Source organism: Psychrobacillus sp. NEAU-3TGS (assembly GCF_029955155.1).
Lineage (GTDB): Bacteria > Bacillota > Bacilli > Bacillales_A > Planococcaceae > Psychrobacillus.
Genome location: NZ_JAPNOZ010000011.1, coordinates 301,039 through 320,882, shown reverse-complemented (window position 1 = coordinate 320,882; position 19,844 = coordinate 301,039). Strand labels below are relative to the sequence as shown.

Below are 19,844 nucleotides of genomic sequence, written 5' to 3'. Positions count from 1 at the left end.
GTATGAAAAAAGTCGTATACAATGAAGGTTGCATTATTGTATTATAATTACAGTGTTTAAACTAGGATTCAATAGAAGAAATGGTCTTGATCGGAGGAATGATGATGAAAATACTTACAAAAATTATTACTCTTATCTGTTTAATCACGCTCTTTATTTATTTATTATTACCAGAAAATAATATTGCATTTTTAAGTGTAGATGCAAAATCGGGTGGTTCTACGATCGGTGGAATAGAAATAGAAAATTTAAATAAAAAGGAAATAACTAGTCGTTTAGAAATAGCTATTGAAGATTGGAAACGAGATAGTAAGTTAGCGCTAGAAGGTGAAGGAATAAATTTAACATTAGATACTAATTACTTTGTTTTTGATGTAGAAGCTTCTGTAAATCAATACTTAAATGCTTCGCAAAAGCCTTGGTATGCATTTTGGAAATCCGATTCCATCGTACATATTCCTCTTCAATTAACAATAGATTCTGAGTTATTAGAGCTAATTGAAAAAAAATCGCTATTGAATAAAGAGAAGACTATAGAAAACATTAAAGAACAAGTTGGCAAATTATCAAAAGGGCCTGTCGAAGCCATTTTAGTGGACCTAACAGCTTTAGAATCAGATCGTATTGCTTTTTCACTTGAAGACGTATCTGTAAATGCGATTGGTTTATCTGAAATTATTGCAACATTGAATGAACAGGTTATTTCTACAGGGGATGTGTTCTCTTTTTCTGAGAAAATTAAAGAATTAGGTGTTGTATATAACGATGAGACTGCCGATTTTGTCGCTTCGTTATTATACAGCGTAATTTTAAAAACTAATTTCGAAATTGTGGAACGACACTCTCAAGGAACTGTACCAAATTATTTAGAGCCAGGAATTGAGGCAGATATCGACCTAAATGCTAACAAAGACCTGAAGTTTTTAAATAAGGGTAACCCTGCAGTATTAAAGGTGAGTTCAAAGGATTCTAGCTTATTAGTTGAGTTATACTCTCTTCCCGTTGAAACAGTAGGTAAGTATGAAGTACGGGAAAGTGAACTTGTAAAACCAAGAACAATTTATCGATACTCCTCCGATTTAAAAGCCGGAGAAGAAAGTCTTATTCAAGAAGGTATCCCAGGATTGAGAGTAACTGTTTATCGAATAATATCTGATAAAAAAGGACCTTTTGAGAAAGAAGAAATTATAAGCCAAGATTATTATTCGCCGACTCATCGAATAGTATTGAAATCTTCTTTAACACCTGAAACAAACCCTGTAGTCGATCCAGATTTGGAAATTGATTTGAATGCTGATGGCTTGCCGGATATGGAAAACGGTAATTCCGAGAGTAATACATCTGATAATAATAACCCTGGTAACAATAGCTCAGATAATAATAGCGCTGATGAAGAATCAGGAAAATCTTATTCAGAGGATGATTTAGATTCGTTGCCAAAGGGTAGCTATTATGATAAGGCAGGAAATATCATTACACCAAAATAAATGAATTAAATGGTTAGGATGAGGCGTCGTGAAAACTAATACTCGTAAACTACTTGGGGATCTACTAGTTGAATCAGGAATTATAGACAATGAGCAACTGCAATTTGCATTGTCCCATAAAAATAAAAATGAAAAATTGGGAGATTATTTAATCAGTGAAAACCTAATCACCGAACAGCAGCTTATCGAGGTACTAGAGTTTCAGCTAGGTATCCCCCATGTCAATCTGAATCAATATTCTATTGAACCGGAGCTTATTCAATTAGTTCCTAAAGAATTGGCAAAACGTGCAAATGTAATGCCACTTAAGAAAAATAAAAATAGACTTTTGATAGCGATGGCTGATCCAATGGATTATTTTGCTATAGAAGAAGTACGGATGGCTACAGGCTGTCAAATTGAAACTAGTATTGCTGCAAAAGATGATTTATATCGAACGATAACTAAATATTATGATTTACAAGAATCAATGGATCAAGCTTTGGTAGATATGACGCCAACTGAAATAGAAAATGACAACCAAATTACTGATGAAGATTCCCCAATCGTTCGATTAGTGAATCAGATAATCGCAAATGGTGTGGCGCAAAGGTCGAGTGATATCCATTTTGACCCACAAGAGACAGAGTTAAAGGTTAGATATCGTATTGATGGTATGCTCAAGACTGAACGTGCACTACCAAAATATATGCAAAATGTCATAATTGCTCGTATTAAGATTATGGGGAACCTTAATATTACAGAAAATAGAATACCTCAAGATGGACGTATTAAAACGACGGTAAATATGAGAGCAATCGATATCCGACTTTCGACACTTCCCACAATTTATGGTGAAAAAGTAGTTATGCGTATTCTAGATATGGGTAGTGCGTTAAATGATTTAAATAAATTAGGTTTTAATGAAAAAAATTTATTGGCATTCAATAAAATGATTGAAAATCCTAATGGAATTGTGTTACTAACAGGACCAACAGGATCCGGTAAATCTTCCACTCTATATGCTGCTTTAAATAAACTAAATAATGAAAACGTCAATATTATCACTGTAGAAGATCCAGTCGAATATCAATTGGAAGGTATCAATCAGATTCAAGTGAGGGAAGAAGTTGATCTTACTTTTGCTGCAGGTCTTCGTTCTATCTTACGTCAAGATCCAGATATTGTAATGGTAGGGGAGATACGTGATTTAGAAACTGCACAGATTGCCGTGCGAGCTTCATTAACAGGACATTTAGTATTAAGTACGCTTCATACAAACAGTGCTGTAGAATCTGTTTCTAGACTAAGAGATATGGGGATTGAACCGTTTTTGCTTTCTTCTTCGTTGGTTGGAATAGTTGCACAACGTTTAGTTAGAAAAGTATGTAGAGACTGTGGAGAGAATAGAGAACCAAATGAACGAGAGAAAGAAATCTTCGCCGAGCATGGAATGTCTGTGGAGAAGGTTCGAAGAGGAAAAGGTTGTCCAGCTTGTAATAAGACGGGATATCGTGGAAGAATCGCTATTCATGAAGTATTGATGGTAGACGAGGTCGTTAAAGAGACAATTCTAACTGGAAAAAGTCCAGCTCATCTTAGAGATTATATGAAAGAAACAGGGTATTTAAATTTACTAGAGGATGGACTACTAAAAGTAAAAGAAGGACTTACGACAACAGAAGAAGTACTTCGTGTAGCTACAGTTAATTGAGGTGAGATAAATGGAAATCAGTATCATTCAATTATTAGAAAAAACTTTTCATGATAAGGCTTCTGATCTTCATTTAACAGTAGGGGTAACGCCAGTTTTTCGCGTAAATGGAAAGCTTAAATCTTATGGTGAGTATTTATTAAAAGAAGTAGATACGAAAAGAATGCTAGAGGACTTATTATCACCTGCCAAAATGGAAGAGTTCGAATTAAAAGGAGAAATCGATTTTAGTTACGCTTTGCCAGGGCTTTGTCGCTTTCGTATCAATGCTTATCATCAACAAAACAATATTGCAATTGCCATTAGAATGATCGAATCTAAAATTCCTTCTATTGAAGCGTTAGGTATGCCAAATGTACTTTACACACTTGCAGATAAACCTCAAGGGCTTATTTTAGTGACAGGCCCAACTGGTTCTGGTAAATCAACAACACTAGCTTCGATGATAGATTATATTAACTCTACTACATCCAAGCATATTATTACGTTGGAAGATCCGATTGAATATGTGCATAACCATAAAAAGTCTATTATCAATCAGCGCGAAGTTGGTTCGGATACACAAAGTTTTTCAAATGGTTTAAGAGCAGCTTTACGACAAGATCCAGACGTTATTCTTGTTGGAGAAATGCGAGACTTAGAGACAATCTCCACAGCAATTACAGCTGCTGAGACTGGACACCTAGTAATGGCGACACTCCATACGAGCAGTGCGCCTACTACAATTGATAGAATAATTGATGTGTTTCCACCATATCAGCAAGGGCAAATAAGAATACAGTTGGCAAATGTACTACAAGGGATTGTATCCCAACGATTGTTTATTCGAAAAGATGAAAAAGGTCGTGTCGCTGCTACAGAAATTCTGATGCAAACACCATCTGTTGCCAATCTTATTCGAAATGAAAAAGTACATCAAATCCAAAATGTCATGCAAACGAGTCGAGCTCTTGGGATGCACACACTAGAATCATCTATTCAGCAATTAGTCTCAACAAGCAAGATTTCTCTAGAATCTGCCCGACCTTATATGAACGTTGGTGACTACTAATGGTGGTCTATAAATATGTCGGTAGAACCTCTAGAGGTACGGTAAAAAAAGGAATTATAGACGCGACCAATAAACAGATGGCCATTTCAAGACTACGTACTCAAGGTATAAATCCGCGAGAAATAGAAGAGTCGAAAAGTATTCTTCATAAAGAGTTATCTTTAGGTGGTAAAGTAAAAAATCAGGACTTTGTTATATATAGTCGACAATTTGCCACGCTTATTAGAGCAGGGGTTTCTATACTAGAATCTACAAAAATTTTAGCAGAGCAAACGTCTAGTAAACCATTAAAAAAAGGACTGCAGGATGTGGAAGAGGATGTTCGGTCAGGATTATCTTTTTCTGATGCAGCAGCTAAAAACCCAAAAGTCTTTCCAGCTTTGTTTGTAAATATGATCCGCGCTGGTGAAGCGACTGGTAATTTGGATGAATCACTAGAGAGACTAGCTTTTTCTTATGAAAAACAGTTTAACCTAAAGAAAAAAGTTCAATCAACGTTAGCTTATCCTGTTGTTTTGCTATTTCTGACGATAGTTGTTTCGGTGTTTTTGATGCTTACAATTGTTCCTCAATTTGTTTCTATGTTTGAGGATATGGGGGCAGAATTACCAACGATCACAAGGGTAGTAATGGGGATAAGTGAATCACTACAGTCATCTTGGTATATATATTCGATACTTTTCTTAATTATAGTTATTGTTTTCAATTACCTGTATAAGAAAAATGAACAATTTAATTATTCAGTTCATTTATTACTTTTAAAGCTACCTGTATTTGGAAAGTTGCTACAAAAGTCAGCAATTGCTCGTATGACAAGAACACTATCCTCGTTGTTTAGCAGTTCAGTACCTATTTTACAGGCTCTAACTATTGTAGAAAAAGTAATTGGAAACCCAGTCGTAGGTAAGGTAGTTAAGGAATCACGGACAAGCTTGGAAAAAGGGAGTACATTATCCGCTCCACTAGCAAAAAGCTGGATTTTCCCTCCTTTAGTTACGCAAATGACTTCCATCGGGGAATCTACAGGCTCTCTCGATTATATGCTTGAAAAAATAGCGGATTTTTATGAGGATGATGTTGACCGTACTGTAGATACGTTGAAATCATTAATCGAGCCTTTAATGATTGTCTTCCTCGCTGCTATTATAGGAACTATTGTTATGGCCATTATGATACCTATGTTTAGTATATATGAACAAATTTAATATTTTCCATTAGAAGGAGGTGAAATTATATGATGATGAATGAAATGAAAAAGCCAAATGAAATTACAAATAAAGGAGCTAATCATATGAAAAAAATGAGAAAGTTATTAAAAAATGAAAAAGGTTTGACGCTAATCGAGTTACTAGCGGTAATCGTAATTCTTGCAATTGTTGCTGCAATTGCTGTGCCAGCTATCGGTAATATTATTCAAAATTCAAGGGATAAAGCGGTTTTCGCTGATGCTTCAACAATTCTGTCAGCGGCAAAGTTGGCTATGACTGATGGGGCATGTAAAAAAACAGCTGCTGATACAACTGGCCTTACTTGCGATAAAGATGAGCTAAAACCATATGTTGAAGGAATAACTTTAGCAACTGGTGACCAAGTTGTAAAAACAGAAGCTACTAGTAGTGCAGATGCAATATGGACTGTTACTTATTCTAAACTAGGAAACGTAAGTAATACTAAGTTTTCAGTAGCAGCAGATGCAGCTAATGGTATAGCTGCTTATACTGTAGGTACAACTTCAATCCAAGAAAAATCACTTAACAAAGCAATGAATCAATAATCTTTCTGCAGCAGCCCACCGCTGCTGTAGTCCCTTAGTTTTATTATTGAGCAAATGAATACTTCATTTTCTGAACCATAAAACTAATTACTGCCGAATATGGGGGAGAAGAATATGTTTAAAAAGAAACTAAAGCGCTATGTTGCTTTAGATTTAAATGAATACATACTAAGAGCAATAGTGATGACTGGTAACGATATTGCGCAGTCAGCTGTTTATGAGTACCCTTTGGAGAAAGGTATTTTTGATGGGGATATTTTAGAAGATGAAATGGCGTTGTATGAAACGTTGAAGACACTCATCCATGAGTGGGGTATTAAGCGTTATGATGTACGCTTTTTTGTGCCAGACAGTACTGTGATGATGAAAACTTTTGAGCATCCTACCGATGTGACGACAGCGAAATTAAAAGGATATGTGGAGATGGAGCTGGGACAAACAATTCACTTGCCATTCTCTCAACCGCTAATAGATGTCTATGATTTTAAAGCTAATGATGGAGAGGCGGTTTTGTTTGCTGCACCCTCCGAAGAAATTAACAAAATAGCTGGGTTATTAGACGATTTACATTTAGAGCCGGTTACAGCAGATGTTAGAGCATTAGCCACAATTCGCTTTTTAGAAAAGACAATTGATTTGGAGGAAAATAAGAGTTATTTAATAAGTGAATGGTCTATCTCAGGTGTTTCGATCAGCATTTATACGGGAGGAAATGTTGAATTCCTTCGCTATCAATCTATTGATACATTTAAAGAAAAGTGGCAAAGTAAAAGTGAAAAGGATGAAATCAGTTTTGTTTATGATGGAGAGATTGAGGAATATCGCGCGCAATTGATCGATCAAATTGCTGAGATTGAAGAATTCTAAACTTTTATCGTTTCTCTTTATATAAGGGAGAAAAAGCGGTAGATGAAATAATTACATTGGGAGACTCGCCAGAAATGGATTATATTGCTTCTGAGATGACGGTGAATTTTGTCACACCTGTTACATATATAGATGATTCTCAATTACAAAATTATCATCCTAATTTGAAGTCTAAGCATATTCCACTTATTGGACTTATATATAGGGAGGCTTGATGATGGTTCCAGAGATAAATTTATTGCCTAAAAGGGAGCGGCAAAAGTCCAATTCTATTTTAGTGCTTGTTATTAGTTTAATTTTAATTCTCACTATTCTTGTGTTGTTCTTTATTCAATATTTAACCGTAAAGAGAGATATAGAAACCCTTACTGCTGATGAAATTTATTCGACGGCAGAAAGAGATGACCTCACACAGGTAGTAACCGATTTAAAAGTATCCGGACAAGGGGATCTGCAGACCTCTGTGACTTTTGCTGAACGTGTTTCATATCCTGTAAGTCCTTTACTTATAGAAGTGAATGCATTACTCGAGCCACATACATATTTACGGCAATATGAATTTGTAGAAAGAAGTATCCATATCTCTGTAGATGTAGAAACGATGAAGAGTCTGTCTTTATTCGTGGATAAACTACTAATTAGCGATTATTTTTCAGATATAAAGGTGGAGAGTGTCACTAACTTTGAGCTTTCCAATTCAGAGGAAAATACAGAAAAAAAATATGAGATTATTCCACGCTACTCAGCAATTTTAAATTTAGATATTGATCAAACTTACTTGGAAAATGGAGGTATCACTCCATGAATGAACTAGTTAGCAATAAAAGAACGGCCTTTATATTAATCGCTGCTCTTGTGGTCGTTTTGTTAGGGGCAGTTTACTACTTTGTCCTGCAACCGTTAAAAGATGAAAGGGCATCGAAAGAAATAAGTGTACAGGTTTTACAGGGTGAGGTTGCTGCTTTGAAGGAAGAATATTCTTCTGCTCAGTCGGAGGAAGATACCTCAGAGAATACATTCTTTTTAAAAACCCAGGTGCCATTGACCCGTGAATTAAATGAGCTTATTCGTTCTATTGAAGAGGTTGAATTACTAAGTGATTCAAAAATTCTTTCTGTAGAGTTTAATAATTATGATGGAACGCTAGAAGAGTCTCAGTTGTTACCGGAGACTTCAGAGGAAAACGCGGAGACTGAAGCAGAAGGCAATGATGTACCAACAGAAGACACAAAAACCGAAGAAACGAACGAAACGACGGAAGAAATGACAGATGAAACAACCTCTACTACAGGTGAAGCATCCGAAGAACCGCCCGTTTCTCCTGTTTCTGAAATTGTTCTTCCTGAAAAATTAAAATTAATTACTTTTAATATTTCTATTTTGGCAAAAAATTATGATCAGCTTGTTCTGTTCGTAGAAGAAGTAGAGAACTTGAAACGAATATATCGCGTTGATCAGATTATTTTGTCAGCACCTGGTGAGGAACAGCTTTTGGATGAGGATCAAGAGGACGATATAGCTGCTACGATACAGCTGACTACTTTTTATCATGACGAACAAGCAACAATAGCGGAGAATGGAAATGACTAGTGTGTACACGTTATTATTTTTCATATACGGCATAATATTCGGTTCCTTTTTCAATGTAGTCGGTCTCCGTGTACCGAAAGGAGAATCGATTGTAAAGCCGCCTTCGCATTGTACGGTTTGTGACCGAAACTTAACTGCTGTGGATCTAGTTCCTGTGTTTTCTTATCTATTTTTGAGAGGAAAATGTAGGGGGTGTGGCACGAAGATTCATTGGATATATCCGGTGATGGAACTTGTAACTGGATTATTATTTGCGTTTGCGTATAGTCAGTTAGGCTTTTCTATAGAGCTAATTGTTGCGATATTATTTATTTCTATGCTTGTTATTATTACTGTTTCTGATTTAGCGTATATGCTTATTCCGGATAAGATATTGCTTTTCTTTTTAATTCCTTTAATCATTGCCCGCATTTTTTCGCCGTTAACCCCTTGGTGGGGTAGTTTGTTGGGTGCTGTGGCTGGTTTTGGAGTATTGCTTTTAATCGCTGTGCTGTCAAAAGGCGGTATGGGCGGTGGAGATATTAAATTATTTTTTGTAATTGGAATGGTGTTAGGGCTTGTTCCGACTTTATTGACATTATTTTTAGCTTCTCTTATTGGAACCTTTTTTGGTGTCATTGCTTTAAAAAAAGCGAAAAAAGGACGGAAGACTCCGATCCCATTTGGACCATCGATTGCGATTGCCGCGATTATTTCTTATTTTTACGGAGAATCGATTGTCGATTGGTATGTGAATTTGTTTTTTTAACTCGATAAATTTTTAGGACGAGCCGACATAGGTCTCGTCTTTTTTTATGTTGTTCGTGATAAGGTTGTGAAAAAAGAGGTGATGTTATGCCGATTAGAAGGCGAAATCCAAGAAAGAAGATAATATTAGCTGGTGTTCAAGGGCTTGTCCTTGGGGTTGTCGGTGTTTTACTTTTTGGTTTTATACTTAATTTAGCAAATGATAAAAAAGTAGAGGTTACTAAGGAAGAAGATACGACACCGGCGGGGGCTCAATCACAAGAAGAAAAAGTAGAGGTTGCTGCAGATGGCGTATTATCATTTCATGTAAAACAATATGGAATGTTTTCTTCGAAAGATAGTGCAATTTCCTTTATGGCAACGCAGCCCTCGTTAGAGAGAGCAGGTATCGTGCAGGTTGAAAACCAGTTTTTTGTGTGGAGTGATTTATTTTTAAATGACGTGCCTACTCCACAATCGGAGTCTCTTCCTAGTTTCAATAAAACGGTACATGTTTCTACTAGCGGTTGTGAAAATCCAAAAGTAAAAAAACTTATTAATATTTTACAAGAAGATAATATTTCGAAAAACTTTTTTGAGTCAATTGCCAAAAAAGAAGATTATCCGGATGATTTAATGACTATAGTGCAAGCTATATCAGCGTTTTCCGATGTTTCGTCCGTTATGAGATTACATGTTTTTACCCATTATGCAGAACAGAACACATGTGTAAAATTAAGTTTCTAAGCAAAATACAGAGCAACTCTCTCATTGTTCTACTTTTAAAACAATTTCCCTTTTTCCAATTTTTCTGTATGCTAGGGAAAAGGAGGAATTTAAATTGAAACTAACAACTGATTATTCATTTATACTAGCGAGTGAGTCGCCAAGAAGAAAAGAGTTATTTAGTAAATTAGCTATTCCTTTCGAAGTGCAGCCTGCAAAAATTGAAGAAGTTGCAGAAGGAAAACTTACGCCGGAAGACATGGCAATTTCTATTGCGTATAAAAAAACGGTGCCGATTGTTGAAAGTAATCCAAATGCTATTGTTATTGGAGCAGACACGATTGTCTATTTAGAGGAAGAAGTGTTAGGGAAACCGACTAGTAAAGAACAAGCAAAAGAATATTTACAAAAGCTTTCAGGAAGCACACATCATGTAGTGACAGGCGTTTCCATTCAAGGAGCAGGGACAAGTATCAGTTTTGCAGAAACCACGCTTGTGACATTTTATGAACTAACAGATGAGCAAATAGATGCTTATGTAGCTACCGGAGATTCAATGGACAAAGCAGGTGCATATGGTATTCAAACGATGGGAGGATTATTCGTCCAAAAAATCGAAGGCGATTACAATAATGTTGTAGGCCTTCCGATTAGTCGTTTGTTTCAAACGTTACTGACACTTGAAGTGCTCACGTTTGAAAAGGAGTTGAGCAAATGACTCTTGATGTACCATCCTCTTTAATGATTCGGGATGTTCATATAGCCGATCGACCTCGTGAAAGACTTGTAAGACAAGGTGCACAAAGTCTATCCAACCAAGAATTAATAGCAATCTTGCTTCGTACTGGTACGAAGCAAGAGTCTGTTCTCCATCTAGCTAACCGAGTCCTCAACTTTATCGAACAAATTCAAGAACTTAAAAACACTACATTAGAAGAAATAATGTCTGTAAAAGGTATAGGAGAAGCAAAAGCTGTACAGCTTCTCGCAGCAGTAGAATTAGGTAGAAGATTATCTCTACAACAAACAGACGAAAAGTTTACAATACGCTCTCCGAAAGATGCCGCAAATTATTTAATGCCAGATATGACTTCACTAAAACAAGAACATTTCGTTGCTCTTTTCCTTAATGTCAAAAACCAAATCCTTCATAAACAAACTATTTTTATCGGCTCTCTTAATGCTTCCATCGTACACCCAAGAGAGGTGTTTCGAGAAGCCGTAAAACGCTCTGCCGCCTCGATTATTTGCGCCCACAATCACCCTAGTGGCAACGCTTCGCCATCTCCTGAAGACATTGATGTGACAAAACGTTTAATAGAAGCAGGGCTTATAATGGGCATCGAAATTATCGATCATTTGATCATTGGTGATCATCAATTTATAAGTCTTAAAGAAAAGGGGTACATGTGACACTGTGCATTTTTCTTTCTATCCGTTATAATGAGAGTTATGACTTTAAAACAATTAAGTAAAACTTGTTTGAGATAGAAAGGGAGTAAATATAGTGTTTGGATTTGGAGCTAGAGATTTAGGAATTGACTTAGGAACAGCGAATACCCTTGTTTTTATTAAAGGCAAAGGAATTGTATTAAGAGAGCCTTCTGTTGTGGCGAAAAATGTACAAAATGGTTCTATTGTGGCGGTAGGTAATGACGCACGAAATATGATTGGTCGTACGCCTGGTTCGATCGTAGCGATTCGTCCGATGAAAGACGGAGTTATCGCTGATTTTGATACGACTTCTGCCATGATTGAATATTATTTAAAAAATGCGATTAAAGCATCTGGTATGTCATGGAGCAAGCCGAATGTCATGATTTGTGTGCCTTTTGGTATTACTTCAGTTGAACAGCGTGCAGTGATCGATGCAGCGAAACAAGCTGGAGCTCGTGATGCGGTAACAATTGAGGAGCCTTTTGCAGCTGCAATCGGTGCAAATTTACCTGTTTGGGAACCTACAGGAAGTATGGTCGTTGATATAGGTGGAGGAACAACTGAAGTGGCAGTTATTTCACTTGGCGGTATCGTGACAAGTGAATCTGTCCGTGTAGGTGGAGACGCAATGGACCAAGCGATTACTAGCTATGTCCGTAAAACGTATAACCTAACAATCGGTGAACGCACAGCTGAGGCGATTAAAATGGAAATTGGTTCTGCAAGAGTAACTGGTGCAGAAGAAAAAATGGATATCCGTGGACGTGACTTAGTAACTGGATTACCGAAAACAATTGATATTACATCAACTGAAATTGCAAATGCATTGCGTGAATCTATCGCTTCTATTATTGATGGCGTTAAGAAAACATTAGAACAAACTCCGCCAGAATTGTCAGCGGATGTAATGGAACGTGGTATTATGCTAACCGGTGGGGGAGCATTACTAAGAAATTTAGATAAAGTAATTAGTGATCAAACAAATATGCCAGTATTTATCGCAGAAGATCCTTTGGATTGTGTAGCTATCGGAACAGGAAAAGCACTTGATCATATGGGCTTATTAAAGCGTCAACAAACTAAAAGTTAAGGAGAACTGAGCTATGCCACAATTTTTTTCAAATAAGCGATTAGTTTTGCTGCTTGTAGGGATGATATTTCTTGTGGCACTCATCAGCTTTTCTTTGCGAGATCGAAATCATGCATCCTTGCCTGAGCAATTAATCAAAGATGTGGTCGGTTTTGGACAAACTATGTTTTCCAAGCCGACCCAGTATGTTACGGGGATTTTTAATAATGTTGAATCTTTACTTAATACATATGATGAAAATAAACGGTTGAAAGCAAGATTAGAAGATTATGCCACCTTACAAGCTAGTGTAAATGACTTGCAGTTAGAAAATGAAGAATTGCGAGAAATTGTCGATAAAGAAGAAAATATTCGTGACTTTAATCCGATCCAATCTACTGTAATCGCGCGTAATCCGGATCAATGGGAAGAAAAGATTATTGTTGATAAAGGGGAAATACACGGTGTAGCTGTTAATATGGCAGTAATGACGTCCCAAGGATTAATAGGGAAAGTCATTTTAACTACTCCATACACATCTACAGTAGAACTTTTATCTACCCAAAATCCCAATTATCGTGTTTCAGCGGTTATTGCAGATGAACAGGAAGTATTTGGATTAATTGAAGGATATGATATAGAGCGTAAAGAACTTGTGCTAAAAAGAATAGATTCCGAATTTGAAGTGAAAAAAGGTCAAAAAGTAACTACTTCTGGTTTAGGTGGAATTTTCCCTAAAGGTATCTTAATCGGTGAAGTTACAGAAGTCACAACAGATGATTATGGTTTAACTCAACTTGCGTATGTAAAACCTGCTGCAAGCTTTTCTATTTTAGATCATGTCATTATATCGAAGCGAACTATTAACCCTGTAGACGGGATAGATGGCGGAAATACGGAAGCTGATTTAACAGAAGGCGCAGGGGAAGAATCATGATTCGTTATGTAATAATGATTATTTCGGTTCTATTGTTTTATATGGAACCGATTTTTGGACTTTTTTCGCCTATTGAATTGAACGGGCATTTTTATGTGCTAGTTCCTCGTTTTTTAATTATCTATTTAATATTTATTGCTATTTATTATGATCGAAAACGAGCAATGCTTTATGGGTTGATTTTTGGACTCTTGTATGATGTCTTTTTCATTGATATTATTGGATTATATTCTTTTATTTTTCCATTAATGTGTCTAGTAGCTAGCTTTATCGTAAGGTTTATACATCATCACTTATTAGTTGCGACTGTTTTGACGCTTCTACTAGTAGCTGCAGTGGAAATTATATTATTCTTATTTTATACATCCATTGGGATTAAATCGCTGACGTTTGCGAATTTTTATCAATTTAATCTTATTCCAACGATGATTGCTAATGGTGTATTTGTCTTAATGTTTGGATGGTTGTTTAAATATATTCTTCTAAATCGGTTTAATCAAAAATTATTACTGCTTCAAAAATAATCATTTTTGGTTAGACAGTAGATCTGAGGTGACTTGATTGACGAAAAAGCAGTTAATATCGATTAAAGGTACAAAAGAAGGGCTTGTATTACGTCTAGATGATCAGTGTTCATATACAGAGCTTTTAGAAGAGTTGGTGAAAAAGGTATCTGATGAAGGATTTGAAGGTCAAGCAGAAGTGCTATTGCATCTAGGATATCGGTATTGCAATGATGAACAGGCTAAAGAAATTATCAATTGTGTGCAGCAGACGGAGCATCTTCGCGTGACGAAAATTCAAAGTGATGTAATGACCGTCGAAGAATGTAATAGAAGATTACTAGAAAATCAGTCCGAGACGTATGTAGGAATTGTGAGATCTGGCCAAATAATTACAGCCGTTGGCGATCTGGTCGTCATAGGAGATGTAAATCCAAATGGACGAGTTATTGCTGGTGGGAATGTATTTGTGCTCGGACGGCTAAAAGGAATTGCCCATGCAGGGGCAAATGGCAATCGAAATGCGGTTATTGCTGCCTCGTGGTTAGAAGCAACACATTTGATAATTGATAATGTCATAGAAACGATGACAGACGAGTTAACCGTTCTTTCCGAGCAACCGGAAATGGAATGTGCTTACTTACATACAAATGGGTCGATCGCAATTGATCGCCTGCAAGAACTACGTTTATTAAGACCAAATCTATCGACATTTAAAGGAGGAAGCTAATGTGGGTGAAGCAATCGTAATAACTTCTGGGAAAGGTGGGGTCGGTAAAACGACTACAACTGCAAATCTTGGAACTGCATTGGCTCTACAAGGAAAAAAAGTTTGCTTAATGGATACAGATATCGGGTTACGTAACTTAGATGTTGTTCTTGGGCTTGAAAATAGAATTATTTATGATTTAGTAGATGTTGTGGAAGGCCGCTGTAAAATACATCAAGCACTTGTAAAAGATAAACGTTTTGAAGATAAATTATATTTATTACCAGCTGCCCAAACAACGGATAAAAATGCGGTAAATCCAGAGCAAATGAAAGACCTTGTAAATGAGCTGAAACGAGATTATGATTACGTATTAATCGATTGTCCGGCAGGCATTGAGCAAGGCTATAAAAATGCGATTGCGGGTGCAGATAAAGCGATTGTCGTAACGACACCGGAAATTTCAGCGGTTCGTGATGCGGATCGTATTATTGGGTTATTAGAACAAGAAGAAGCTATCGATCCACCGAAGTTAATCATCAATCGTATTCGTCAGCATTTAATGACAAAAGGCGAAGCGCTAGATATTAATGAAATCACAACGCATTTATCTATTGATCTATTAGGTATCGTAGCGGATGATGAAAGTGTCATCACTTCCTCCAATAAGGGAGAGCCTGTTGTAATGGATCCATCCAATAGAGCAGCGCTCGGATACCGAAATATTGCACGTCGTATATTAGGCGAATCGGTACCATTAATGTCTATGGACACGCCTAAAAAAGGTGTAATGTCTAAGCTTAAATCTATATTTGCTAAATAATTGCAAGTGTAATTTAATAACTTTAATTATTGATATTTTCATACCAGGTTGGCTAGCAGTGCTAGTAACAACCTGGTATTTATTTTATTCCTTAAATGAGCGTATATACTTTATATATATGCTTTAAAATCAGGCGTTTTTTCGCTTAAATGGTAGGGGAGATGGATTTATTTCCTCCGAGGCGAAAAGAGGCTTAGAAGTGAAAATAACGGGTTAATATATTTAGCGTTCGCCACTTTTTTGTTCATGATTTTGTACTTGCCATCATACATTCCTACTAGGGGGAATGTTATGCTTTCAAAACGAAAATGGGCGCTTGCGTTACTGTTTGTATCAGTCTTTTTTATAGTGGCATATTTAGAGGATAATAATACGTTATCTACCAACTATACAACAACGTTATTAGAGCCTCAAAAGCCAGCTGAGATGTATAAAAAAGTTAGAGCATGGGTGGACCAATCGGATAAAAAAATTAAAGTGAGTGCACCTGTGGCGAACCCTCCTTTAATCCAATATGAATCTATTCAACCTTTTGGTGACGGAGCCATTTTAGCTGTTGAACAGTCACAGGATTTGTATGCTTCAGAAAATGGACTGATTATTTTTACTGGATATAAAAAAGATACAAGTAAAACGATGTCTATTTTATATGATACAGGGGAAACGGCGTCATTTGGTTTTGTAGCTGAATTTCATCAGCTCCCTTATACAACGGTGAGTCCTGGAGATATATTTGCGACGGTTGAGAACGAATTACTATATATTGAAGTGGTGAAAGACGGAAAAAAATTAGAGATGAGCGAACTTGTTGATTGGCTAGCAGCGACTTATGAATAAGTCAGTATATAAAGTACATCCTATTATGATTCCGTTTTTCCTTTTTTTTTATTTGTCAGGAGAAATCGCTATCTATTCAATCGTATTCGGCTCCTTGCTCATTCATGAAGTTGGACATCTAATCGCAGCAAAGATAGTAGGGGTAAAAGTCCGTACTTGTACCATATTACCGTATGGCGGAGAGATTAAGATGGAACAATTTTCGAAAGTGCCAAAAAGTGGACAGCTTTTCGTTATTTTTGGTGGTCCCTTTTGTACCCTTTTAATATTGGTTTTTAGTTATTTCATCGACTTTCCGCAAGATCGACTTATTTTTTTGACACAATTAATTATTCTAGGTTTAAACTTGCTACCCATTTATCCACTAGACGGTGGACGGGCTTTAGATGCGCTTTTTCCGGATAAGTATGAGATGCTAATTGGCTATTCCATTTGGATTAGTAGCCTAATTTTTTTCATTAGCTTAGCTTATTTTCCAAGAGCTGTATCGGCTTCGTTCATTTTTTTGTTTATCGTTTTGCAAAATATTACTTATTGGAGATTTCGAAAGTATAAGTTAGCATTTGATAGAATAACGAAAACTACTTGACGCGGAGTTTTATATATGATAATATTCAAATGTTATTGTTTGTAGCAGCACCCGTTGCTACAACCGCACTGAAAAGGTTTAAGTATTCGATTTATCGAGTCACCTATTGAGGGCGAGTCTTAGTCTAAGAGGAGGTGCAAGTATGTACGCAATTATTGAAACTGGTGGTAAACAAATCAAAGTTGAACAAGGGCAAGAAATCTACATTGAAAAATTAGATGTAAACGCTGATGAAGTTGTAACTTTCGACAAAGTTTTATTCGTAGGTGGAAATGATGTTAAAGTTGGTGCTCCATTCGTGGAAGGTGCTAAAGTTACAGCGAAAGTTGTAAAAAACGGCAAAGCTAAAAAAATCATCGTTTTCAAATACAAAGCGAAAAAGAATTACCGTAAAAAACAAGGTCACCGTCAACCATACACTAAATTAGTAGTAGAATCTATTAGTTTATAAGATGATTAAGGTGATAATAATGAGAGATCAATCAGGTCTGATTCATTCATTCGAAATGAAAGGACATGCTGATTTTGCGGAACATGGGAAAGATTTAGTATGTGCAGGAGCTTCTGCTGTATCATTTGGTGCAGTGAATGCGATTATAGCACTTACAGAAATTACACCTAAACTAAAGCAAAAAGGGGACGGCGGCTATTTATACGTCGAAGTACCGAGCATTTCAAATTCTGAAAAGGCAGCGAACGTGCAGCTAATTTTAGAGTCAATGATTGTTTCTTTACAAACGATTGAGCAAGATTATGGTAAGTATATAAAAATAACCTTCAAAAAGTAGGAGGTGGAACATATGTTAAGATTAGATCTTCAGTTTTTCGCATCCAAAAAGGGAGTAGGTTCGACTCGTAACGGTCGTGACTCTCAAGCGAAACGTCTAGGCGCTAAACGTGCTGACGGACAATTCGTATCAGGCGGATCTATTTTATACCGTCAACGCGGTACTAAAATTCACCCTGGTGAAAACGTTGGACGTGGTGGAGATGACACACTTTTTGCGAAAGTTGACGGTGTAGTGCGCTTTGAGCGTTTCGGCCGCGACAAGAAAAAAGTAAGTGTATATCCTGTAGCTCAAGAAGCTTGATGATAAGAAAAGGACTGCATTTATGCGGTCCTTTTTTTTAGGTTAGAGCAATAACAAGCTATTCCTGTTATACTATTAGACAACAGCATAATAGGAGCGTGGTAAAATGAACGATAAAGAGATAACAATAAACAATGTACTGCGCCATTCTATGCATGATTTTCTAAATAGCTTACATTTAATACAAATGAATTTAGATATGGGCAGGGTTGAAGAGGCCAAAAATTTAATAAGTAATTATTCTTCCAAATGTAATCAGTTTTTTGATATCAACAATATTGGTTTATCCAAAACAAACGAATGGTTACAAACGTTTAGTATGAGATATAATAAAATGACTTTAGTTGTTCAAACATCTCTTTTAAGTAGCGGAGCAAATAAATATGATGCTGCACTTCGGGAATACTTAGAATGTTTTCTTCAATCCATTTACCCGAATCTTAGAGGATATCAAGAGCAATTACTTAAAGTTCATATTAAGATGGATGAACAGCTAGAAATACAAATAGAAGTCCAAGGTGATTGGTCTTACCAAGCTTGGATGGAAGAATCATTTACGACTCTTTTCCAAATAGAAAAGCAGGTAAATACAGAAAACGAACTTAAATTTAAGTTAATTGCAAGTGAAAGATTGGAGTGAAATAAATGTTTGTAGATCACGTGAAGATTTATGTAAAAGGTGGAGACGGCGGAGATGGAATGGTAGGATTCCGTCGTGAAAAGTATGTTCCTATGGGCGGTCCTGCTGGTGGGGATGGAGGAAATGGTGGAGACGTTGTTTTTGTTGTAGATGAAGGTTTACGTACATTAATGGATTTCCGCTATAAACGTAATTTTAAAGCAACTCGTGGGGAACACGGAATGAGTAAAAATATGCATGGTGCAAATGCAGATGATTTATTTGTAAAAGTTCCACCGGGTACTGTAGTAACGGACGAAGAAACTGGAGTTGTTATTGCAGATTTGGTCGAGCATGGACAAAAAGCGATAATTGCAAGAGGTGGACGAGGCGGTCGAGGAAATTCACGATTTGCCACGCCAGCTAATCCAGCTCCGGAGCTTTCTGAAAAAGGGGAGCCAGGCTTCGAGTTAAATGTTATATTAGAACTAAAAGTATTAGCGGATGTTGGATTAGTAGGTTTTCCAAGCGTTGGGAAATCCACTTTATTATCCGTTGTTTCCGCAGCTAAACCGAAAATTGCCGAATATCATTTTACAACAATTGTTCCGAATTTAGGAATGGTCGAAACAGAGGATCATCGTAGCTTTGCGATGGCCGATCTACCAGGACTAATCGAAGGTGCGTCTGAGGGAGTAGGATTAGGACATCAATTCCTTCGTCATATAGAACGTACACGAGTAATCGTACACGTAATCGATATGTCGGGAATGGAAGGCCGAGACCCATACGAAGATTATTTAACGATCAATGAAGAGTTGAAGCAGTATAATCTACGTTTAACGGAAAGACCTCAAATTATTGTGGCAAACAAAATGGACATGCCTGATGCAGAAGAAAATTTAAAAGCTTTTAAAGAAAAAGTGGGACCAGATTTGAAAGTGTTCCCAATTTCAGCAATTTCTCGTCAGGGATTGCAGGAGCTATTATTTGCTGTAGCAGACTTGTTAGAAGTGGCACCAGAATTCCCATTAGAACATTTAACAGAGGAAGAATCGGAAACATCTGTTATGTACAAGCATGAATCTACAAAAGAGAATTTCGAAATTTCAAGAGATGATGATGGGGCATTTGTATTATCTGGTGGATCAGTAGAAAGACTATTTAAAATGACTGATTTCAGCAGAGAAGATTCAATCCGCAGATTCGCAAGACAACTTCGAGGAATGGGAATCGATGATGCACTTCGCGAGCGCGGTGCAAAAGATGGCGATACGGTACGACTATTAGAATTTGAATTTGAATTTATCGAGTAG

At 36.7% G+C, this 19,844-nt stretch carries 25 protein-coding genes and 1 other annotated feature; all 25 genes read left to right on the top strand.

The window, feature by feature from the left end; all coding sequences use genetic code 11:
- Nucleotides 1-104: 104 nt before the first annotated feature.
- The 25 genes from OR571_RS14395 to obgE all read left to right on the top strand — a co-directional run bounded on the left by OR571_RS14395 (nucleotide 105) and on the right by obgE (nucleotide 19,844).
- Nucleotides 105-1,487, top strand: a complete 1,383-nt coding sequence (locus OR571_RS14395; RefSeq protein WP_282243730.1) for a VanW family protein — start codon at nucleotides 105-107, stop codon at nucleotides 1,485-1,487.
- Between the two features lie 28 nt (nucleotides 1,488-1,515).
- Nucleotides 1,516-3,180, top strand: a complete 1,665-nt coding sequence (locus OR571_RS14390) for a GspE/PulE family protein (protein WP_282243727.1) — start codon at nucleotides 1,516-1,518, stop codon at nucleotides 3,178-3,180.
- A gap of 10 nt (nucleotides 3,181-3,190) precedes the next feature.
- Complete coding sequence (locus OR571_RS14385; RefSeq protein WP_282243725.1) at nucleotides 3,191-4,231, top strand: type IV pilus twitching motility protein PilT; 1,041 nt, start codon at nucleotides 3,191-3,193, stop codon at nucleotides 4,229-4,231.
- The gene (locus OR571_RS14380; RefSeq protein ID WP_282243723.1) at nucleotides 4,231-5,436 is read left to right on the top strand and encodes a type II secretion system F family protein; all 1,206 of its coding nucleotides are present in this window, start codon (nucleotides 4,231-4,233) and stop codon (nucleotides 5,434-5,436) included. The genes OR571_RS14385 and OR571_RS14380 overlap by 1 nt, the downstream gene beginning before the upstream one ends.
- Nucleotides 5,437-5,465: 29 nt before the next feature.
- Entirely contained in the window at nucleotides 5,466-6,005 is a 540-nt protein-coding gene (locus OR571_RS14375) for a type II secretion system protein (protein WP_481900393.1), read from the top strand.
- 114 nt (nucleotides 6,006-6,119) lie between these two features.
- On the top strand, nucleotides 6,120-6,872 hold the full coding sequence (gene pilM, locus OR571_RS14370) for a type IV pilus biogenesis protein PilM (protein WP_282243721.1): 753 nt from the start codon (nucleotides 6,120-6,122) through the stop codon (nucleotides 6,870-6,872).
- 56 nt (nucleotides 6,873-6,928) lie between these two features.
- Nucleotides 6,929-7,087 carry a hypothetical protein gene (locus OR571_RS14365; RefSeq protein ID WP_282243719.1) on the top strand — a complete coding sequence of 53 codons (159 nt, stop codon included), beginning with the start codon at nucleotides 6,929-6,931 and terminating at the stop codon, nucleotides 7,085-7,087.
- Nucleotides 7,088-7,089: 2 nt separating this feature from the next.
- A complete protein-coding gene (locus OR571_RS14360; protein WP_282243718.1) occupies nucleotides 7,090-7,677 on the top strand; it encodes a hypothetical protein in 588 nt (195 codons plus the stop codon).
- Nucleotides 7,674-8,462, top strand: coding sequence for a hypothetical protein (locus OR571_RS14355; RefSeq protein ID WP_282243716.1), 789 nt, complete (start codon nucleotides 7,674-7,676; stop codon nucleotides 8,460-8,462). The genes OR571_RS14360 and OR571_RS14355 overlap by 4 nt, the downstream gene beginning before the upstream one ends.
- The gene (locus tag OR571_RS14350; protein ID WP_282243715.1) at nucleotides 8,455-9,210 is read left to right on the top strand and encodes a prepilin peptidase; all 756 of its coding nucleotides are present in this window, start codon (nucleotides 8,455-8,457) and stop codon (nucleotides 9,208-9,210) included. The genes OR571_RS14355 and OR571_RS14350 overlap by 8 nt, the downstream gene beginning before the upstream one ends.
- A gap of 86 nt (nucleotides 9,211-9,296) precedes the next feature.
- Nucleotides 9,297-9,935 (top strand): hypothetical protein, encoded by a 639-nt coding sequence (locus OR571_RS14345; RefSeq protein ID WP_282243713.1) that lies wholly within the window; start codon nucleotides 9,297-9,299, stop codon nucleotides 9,933-9,935.
- A gap of 94 nt (nucleotides 9,936-10,029) precedes the next feature.
- Entirely contained in the window at nucleotides 10,030-10,632 is a 603-nt protein-coding gene (locus tag OR571_RS14340) for a Maf family protein (protein ID WP_282243711.1), read from the top strand.
- Entirely contained in the window at nucleotides 10,629-11,327 is a 699-nt protein-coding gene (gene radC / locus OR571_RS14335; RefSeq protein WP_282243709.1) for a RadC family protein, read from the top strand. The genes OR571_RS14340 and radC overlap by 4 nt, the downstream gene beginning before the upstream one ends.
- 94 nt (nucleotides 11,328-11,421) lie before the next feature.
- The gene (locus tag OR571_RS14330; RefSeq protein ID WP_282243708.1) at nucleotides 11,422-12,441 is read left to right on the top strand and encodes a rod shape-determining protein; all 1,020 of its coding nucleotides are present in this window, start codon (nucleotides 11,422-11,424) and stop codon (nucleotides 12,439-12,441) included.
- A gap of 13 nt (nucleotides 12,442-12,454) precedes the next feature.
- Nucleotides 12,455-13,357: a rod shape-determining protein MreC gene (mreC, locus tag OR571_RS14325; RefSeq protein ID WP_282243707.1), complete on the top strand. Its 903-nt coding sequence runs from the start codon at nucleotides 12,455-12,457 to the stop codon at nucleotides 13,355-13,357.
- Complete coding sequence (gene mreD, locus OR571_RS14320) at nucleotides 13,354-13,881, top strand: rod shape-determining protein MreD (protein WP_282243706.1); 528 nt, start codon at nucleotides 13,354-13,356, stop codon at nucleotides 13,879-13,881. The genes mreC and mreD overlap by 4 nt, the downstream gene beginning before the upstream one ends.
- A gap of 37 nt (nucleotides 13,882-13,918) precedes the next feature.
- Nucleotides 13,919-14,590, top strand: a complete 672-nt coding sequence (gene minC / locus OR571_RS14315) for a septum site-determining protein MinC (RefSeq protein ID WP_282243705.1) — start codon at nucleotides 13,919-13,921, stop codon at nucleotides 14,588-14,590.
- 1 nt (nucleotide 14,591) lies between these two features.
- Nucleotides 14,592-15,392: a septum site-determining protein MinD gene (gene minD / locus OR571_RS14310; RefSeq protein ID WP_142538632.1), complete on the top strand. Its 801-nt coding sequence runs from the start codon at nucleotides 14,592-14,594 to the stop codon at nucleotides 15,390-15,392.
- A gap of 291 nt (nucleotides 15,393-15,683) precedes the next feature.
- Nucleotides 15,684-16,229, top strand: a complete 546-nt coding sequence (locus tag OR571_RS14305; protein WP_282243703.1) for a hypothetical protein — start codon at nucleotides 15,684-15,686, stop codon at nucleotides 16,227-16,229.
- On the top strand, nucleotides 16,222-16,818 hold the full coding sequence (locus OR571_RS14300) for a metalloprotease (protein WP_282243702.1): 597 nt from the start codon (nucleotides 16,222-16,224) through the stop codon (nucleotides 16,816-16,818). The genes OR571_RS14305 and OR571_RS14300 overlap by 8 nt, the downstream gene beginning before the upstream one ends.
- A 51-nt stretch (nucleotides 16,819-16,869) precedes the next feature.
- Nucleotides 16,870-16,948: a sequence feature (ribosomal protein L21 leader region), on the top strand.
- A 12-nt stretch (nucleotides 16,949-16,960) separates the two neighbouring features.
- Entirely contained in the window at nucleotides 16,961-17,269 is a 309-nt protein-coding gene (gene rplU / locus OR571_RS14295) for a 50S ribosomal protein L21 (protein ID WP_142538629.1), read from the top strand.
- 1 nt (nucleotide 17,270) lies between these two features.
- Entirely contained in the window at nucleotides 17,271-17,606 is a 336-nt protein-coding gene (locus tag OR571_RS14290) for a ribosomal-processing cysteine protease Prp (protein ID WP_282243693.1), read from the top strand.
- A gap of 12 nt (nucleotides 17,607-17,618) precedes the next feature.
- The gene (gene rpmA / locus OR571_RS14285) at nucleotides 17,619-17,909 is read left to right on the top strand and encodes a 50S ribosomal protein L27 (protein WP_142538627.1); all 291 of its coding nucleotides are present in this window, start codon (nucleotides 17,619-17,621) and stop codon (nucleotides 17,907-17,909) included.
- 106 nt (nucleotides 17,910-18,015) lie between these two features.
- Nucleotides 18,016-18,549 carry a Spo0B domain-containing protein gene (locus tag OR571_RS14280; RefSeq protein WP_282243691.1) on the top strand — a complete coding sequence of 178 codons (534 nt, stop codon included), beginning with the start codon at nucleotides 18,016-18,018 and terminating at the stop codon, nucleotides 18,547-18,549.
- A gap of 5 nt (nucleotides 18,550-18,554) precedes the next feature.
- Entirely contained in the window at nucleotides 18,555-19,844 is a 1,290-nt protein-coding gene (obgE, locus tag OR571_RS14275) for a GTPase ObgE (protein ID WP_282243690.1), read from the top strand.

Excerpts from the sequence above, each read along its gene's own strand:
- OR571_RS14395 (WP_282243730.1), top strand. The coding sequence starts at position 105 with ATGAAAATACTTACAAAAATTATTACTCTTATCTGTTTAATCACGCTC.
- OR571_RS14385 (WP_282243725.1), top strand. The coding sequence starts at position 3,191 with ATGGAAATCAGTATCATTCAATTATTAGAAAAAACTTTTCATGATAAG.
- OR571_RS14380 (WP_282243723.1), top strand. The coding sequence starts at position 4,231 with ATGGTGGTCTATAAATATGTCGGTAGAACCTCTAGAGGTACGGTAAAA.
- OR571_RS14375 (WP_481900393.1), top strand. The coding sequence starts at position 5,466 with ATGATGATGAATGAAATGAAAAAGCCAAATGAAATTACAAATAAAGGA.
- pilM (WP_282243721.1), top strand. The coding sequence starts at position 6,120 with ATGTTTAAAAAGAAACTAAAGCGCTATGTTGCTTTAGATTTAAATGAA.
- OR571_RS14360 (WP_282243718.1), top strand. The coding sequence starts at position 7,090 with ATGGTTCCAGAGATAAATTTATTGCCTAAAAGGGAGCGGCAAAAGTCC.
- OR571_RS14355 (WP_282243716.1), top strand. The coding sequence starts at position 7,674 with ATGAATGAACTAGTTAGCAATAAAAGAACGGCCTTTATATTAATCGCT.
- OR571_RS14350 (WP_282243715.1), top strand. The coding sequence starts at position 8,455 with ATGACTAGTGTGTACACGTTATTATTTTTCATATACGGCATAATATTC.
- OR571_RS14345 (WP_282243713.1), top strand. The coding sequence starts at position 9,297 with ATGCCGATTAGAAGGCGAAATCCAAGAAAGAAGATAATATTAGCTGGT.
- radC (WP_282243709.1), top strand. The coding sequence starts at position 10,629 with ATGACTCTTGATGTACCATCCTCTTTAATGATTCGGGATGTTCATATA.
- mreC (WP_282243707.1), top strand. The coding sequence starts at position 12,455 with ATGCCACAATTTTTTTCAAATAAGCGATTAGTTTTGCTGCTTGTAGGG.
- mreD (WP_282243706.1), top strand. The coding sequence starts at position 13,354 with ATGATTCGTTATGTAATAATGATTATTTCGGTTCTATTGTTTTATATG.
- OR571_RS14305 (WP_282243703.1), top strand. The coding sequence starts at position 15,684 with ATGCTTTCAAAACGAAAATGGGCGCTTGCGTTACTGTTTGTATCAGTC.
- OR571_RS14300 (WP_282243702.1), top strand. The coding sequence starts at position 16,222 with ATGAATAAGTCAGTATATAAAGTACATCCTATTATGATTCCGTTTTTC.
- rplU (WP_142538629.1), top strand. The coding sequence starts at position 16,961 with ATGTACGCAATTATTGAAACTGGTGGTAAACAAATCAAAGTTGAACAA.
- OR571_RS14290 (WP_282243693.1), top strand. The coding sequence starts at position 17,271 with ATGATTAAGGTGATAATAATGAGAGATCAATCAGGTCTGATTCATTCA.
- rpmA (WP_142538627.1), top strand. The coding sequence starts at position 17,619 with ATGTTAAGATTAGATCTTCAGTTTTTCGCATCCAAAAAGGGAGTAGGT.
- OR571_RS14280 (WP_282243691.1), top strand. The coding sequence starts at position 18,016 with ATGAACGATAAAGAGATAACAATAAACAATGTACTGCGCCATTCTATG.
- obgE (WP_282243690.1), top strand. The coding sequence starts at position 18,555 with ATGTTTGTAGATCACGTGAAGATTTATGTAAAAGGTGGAGACGGCGGA.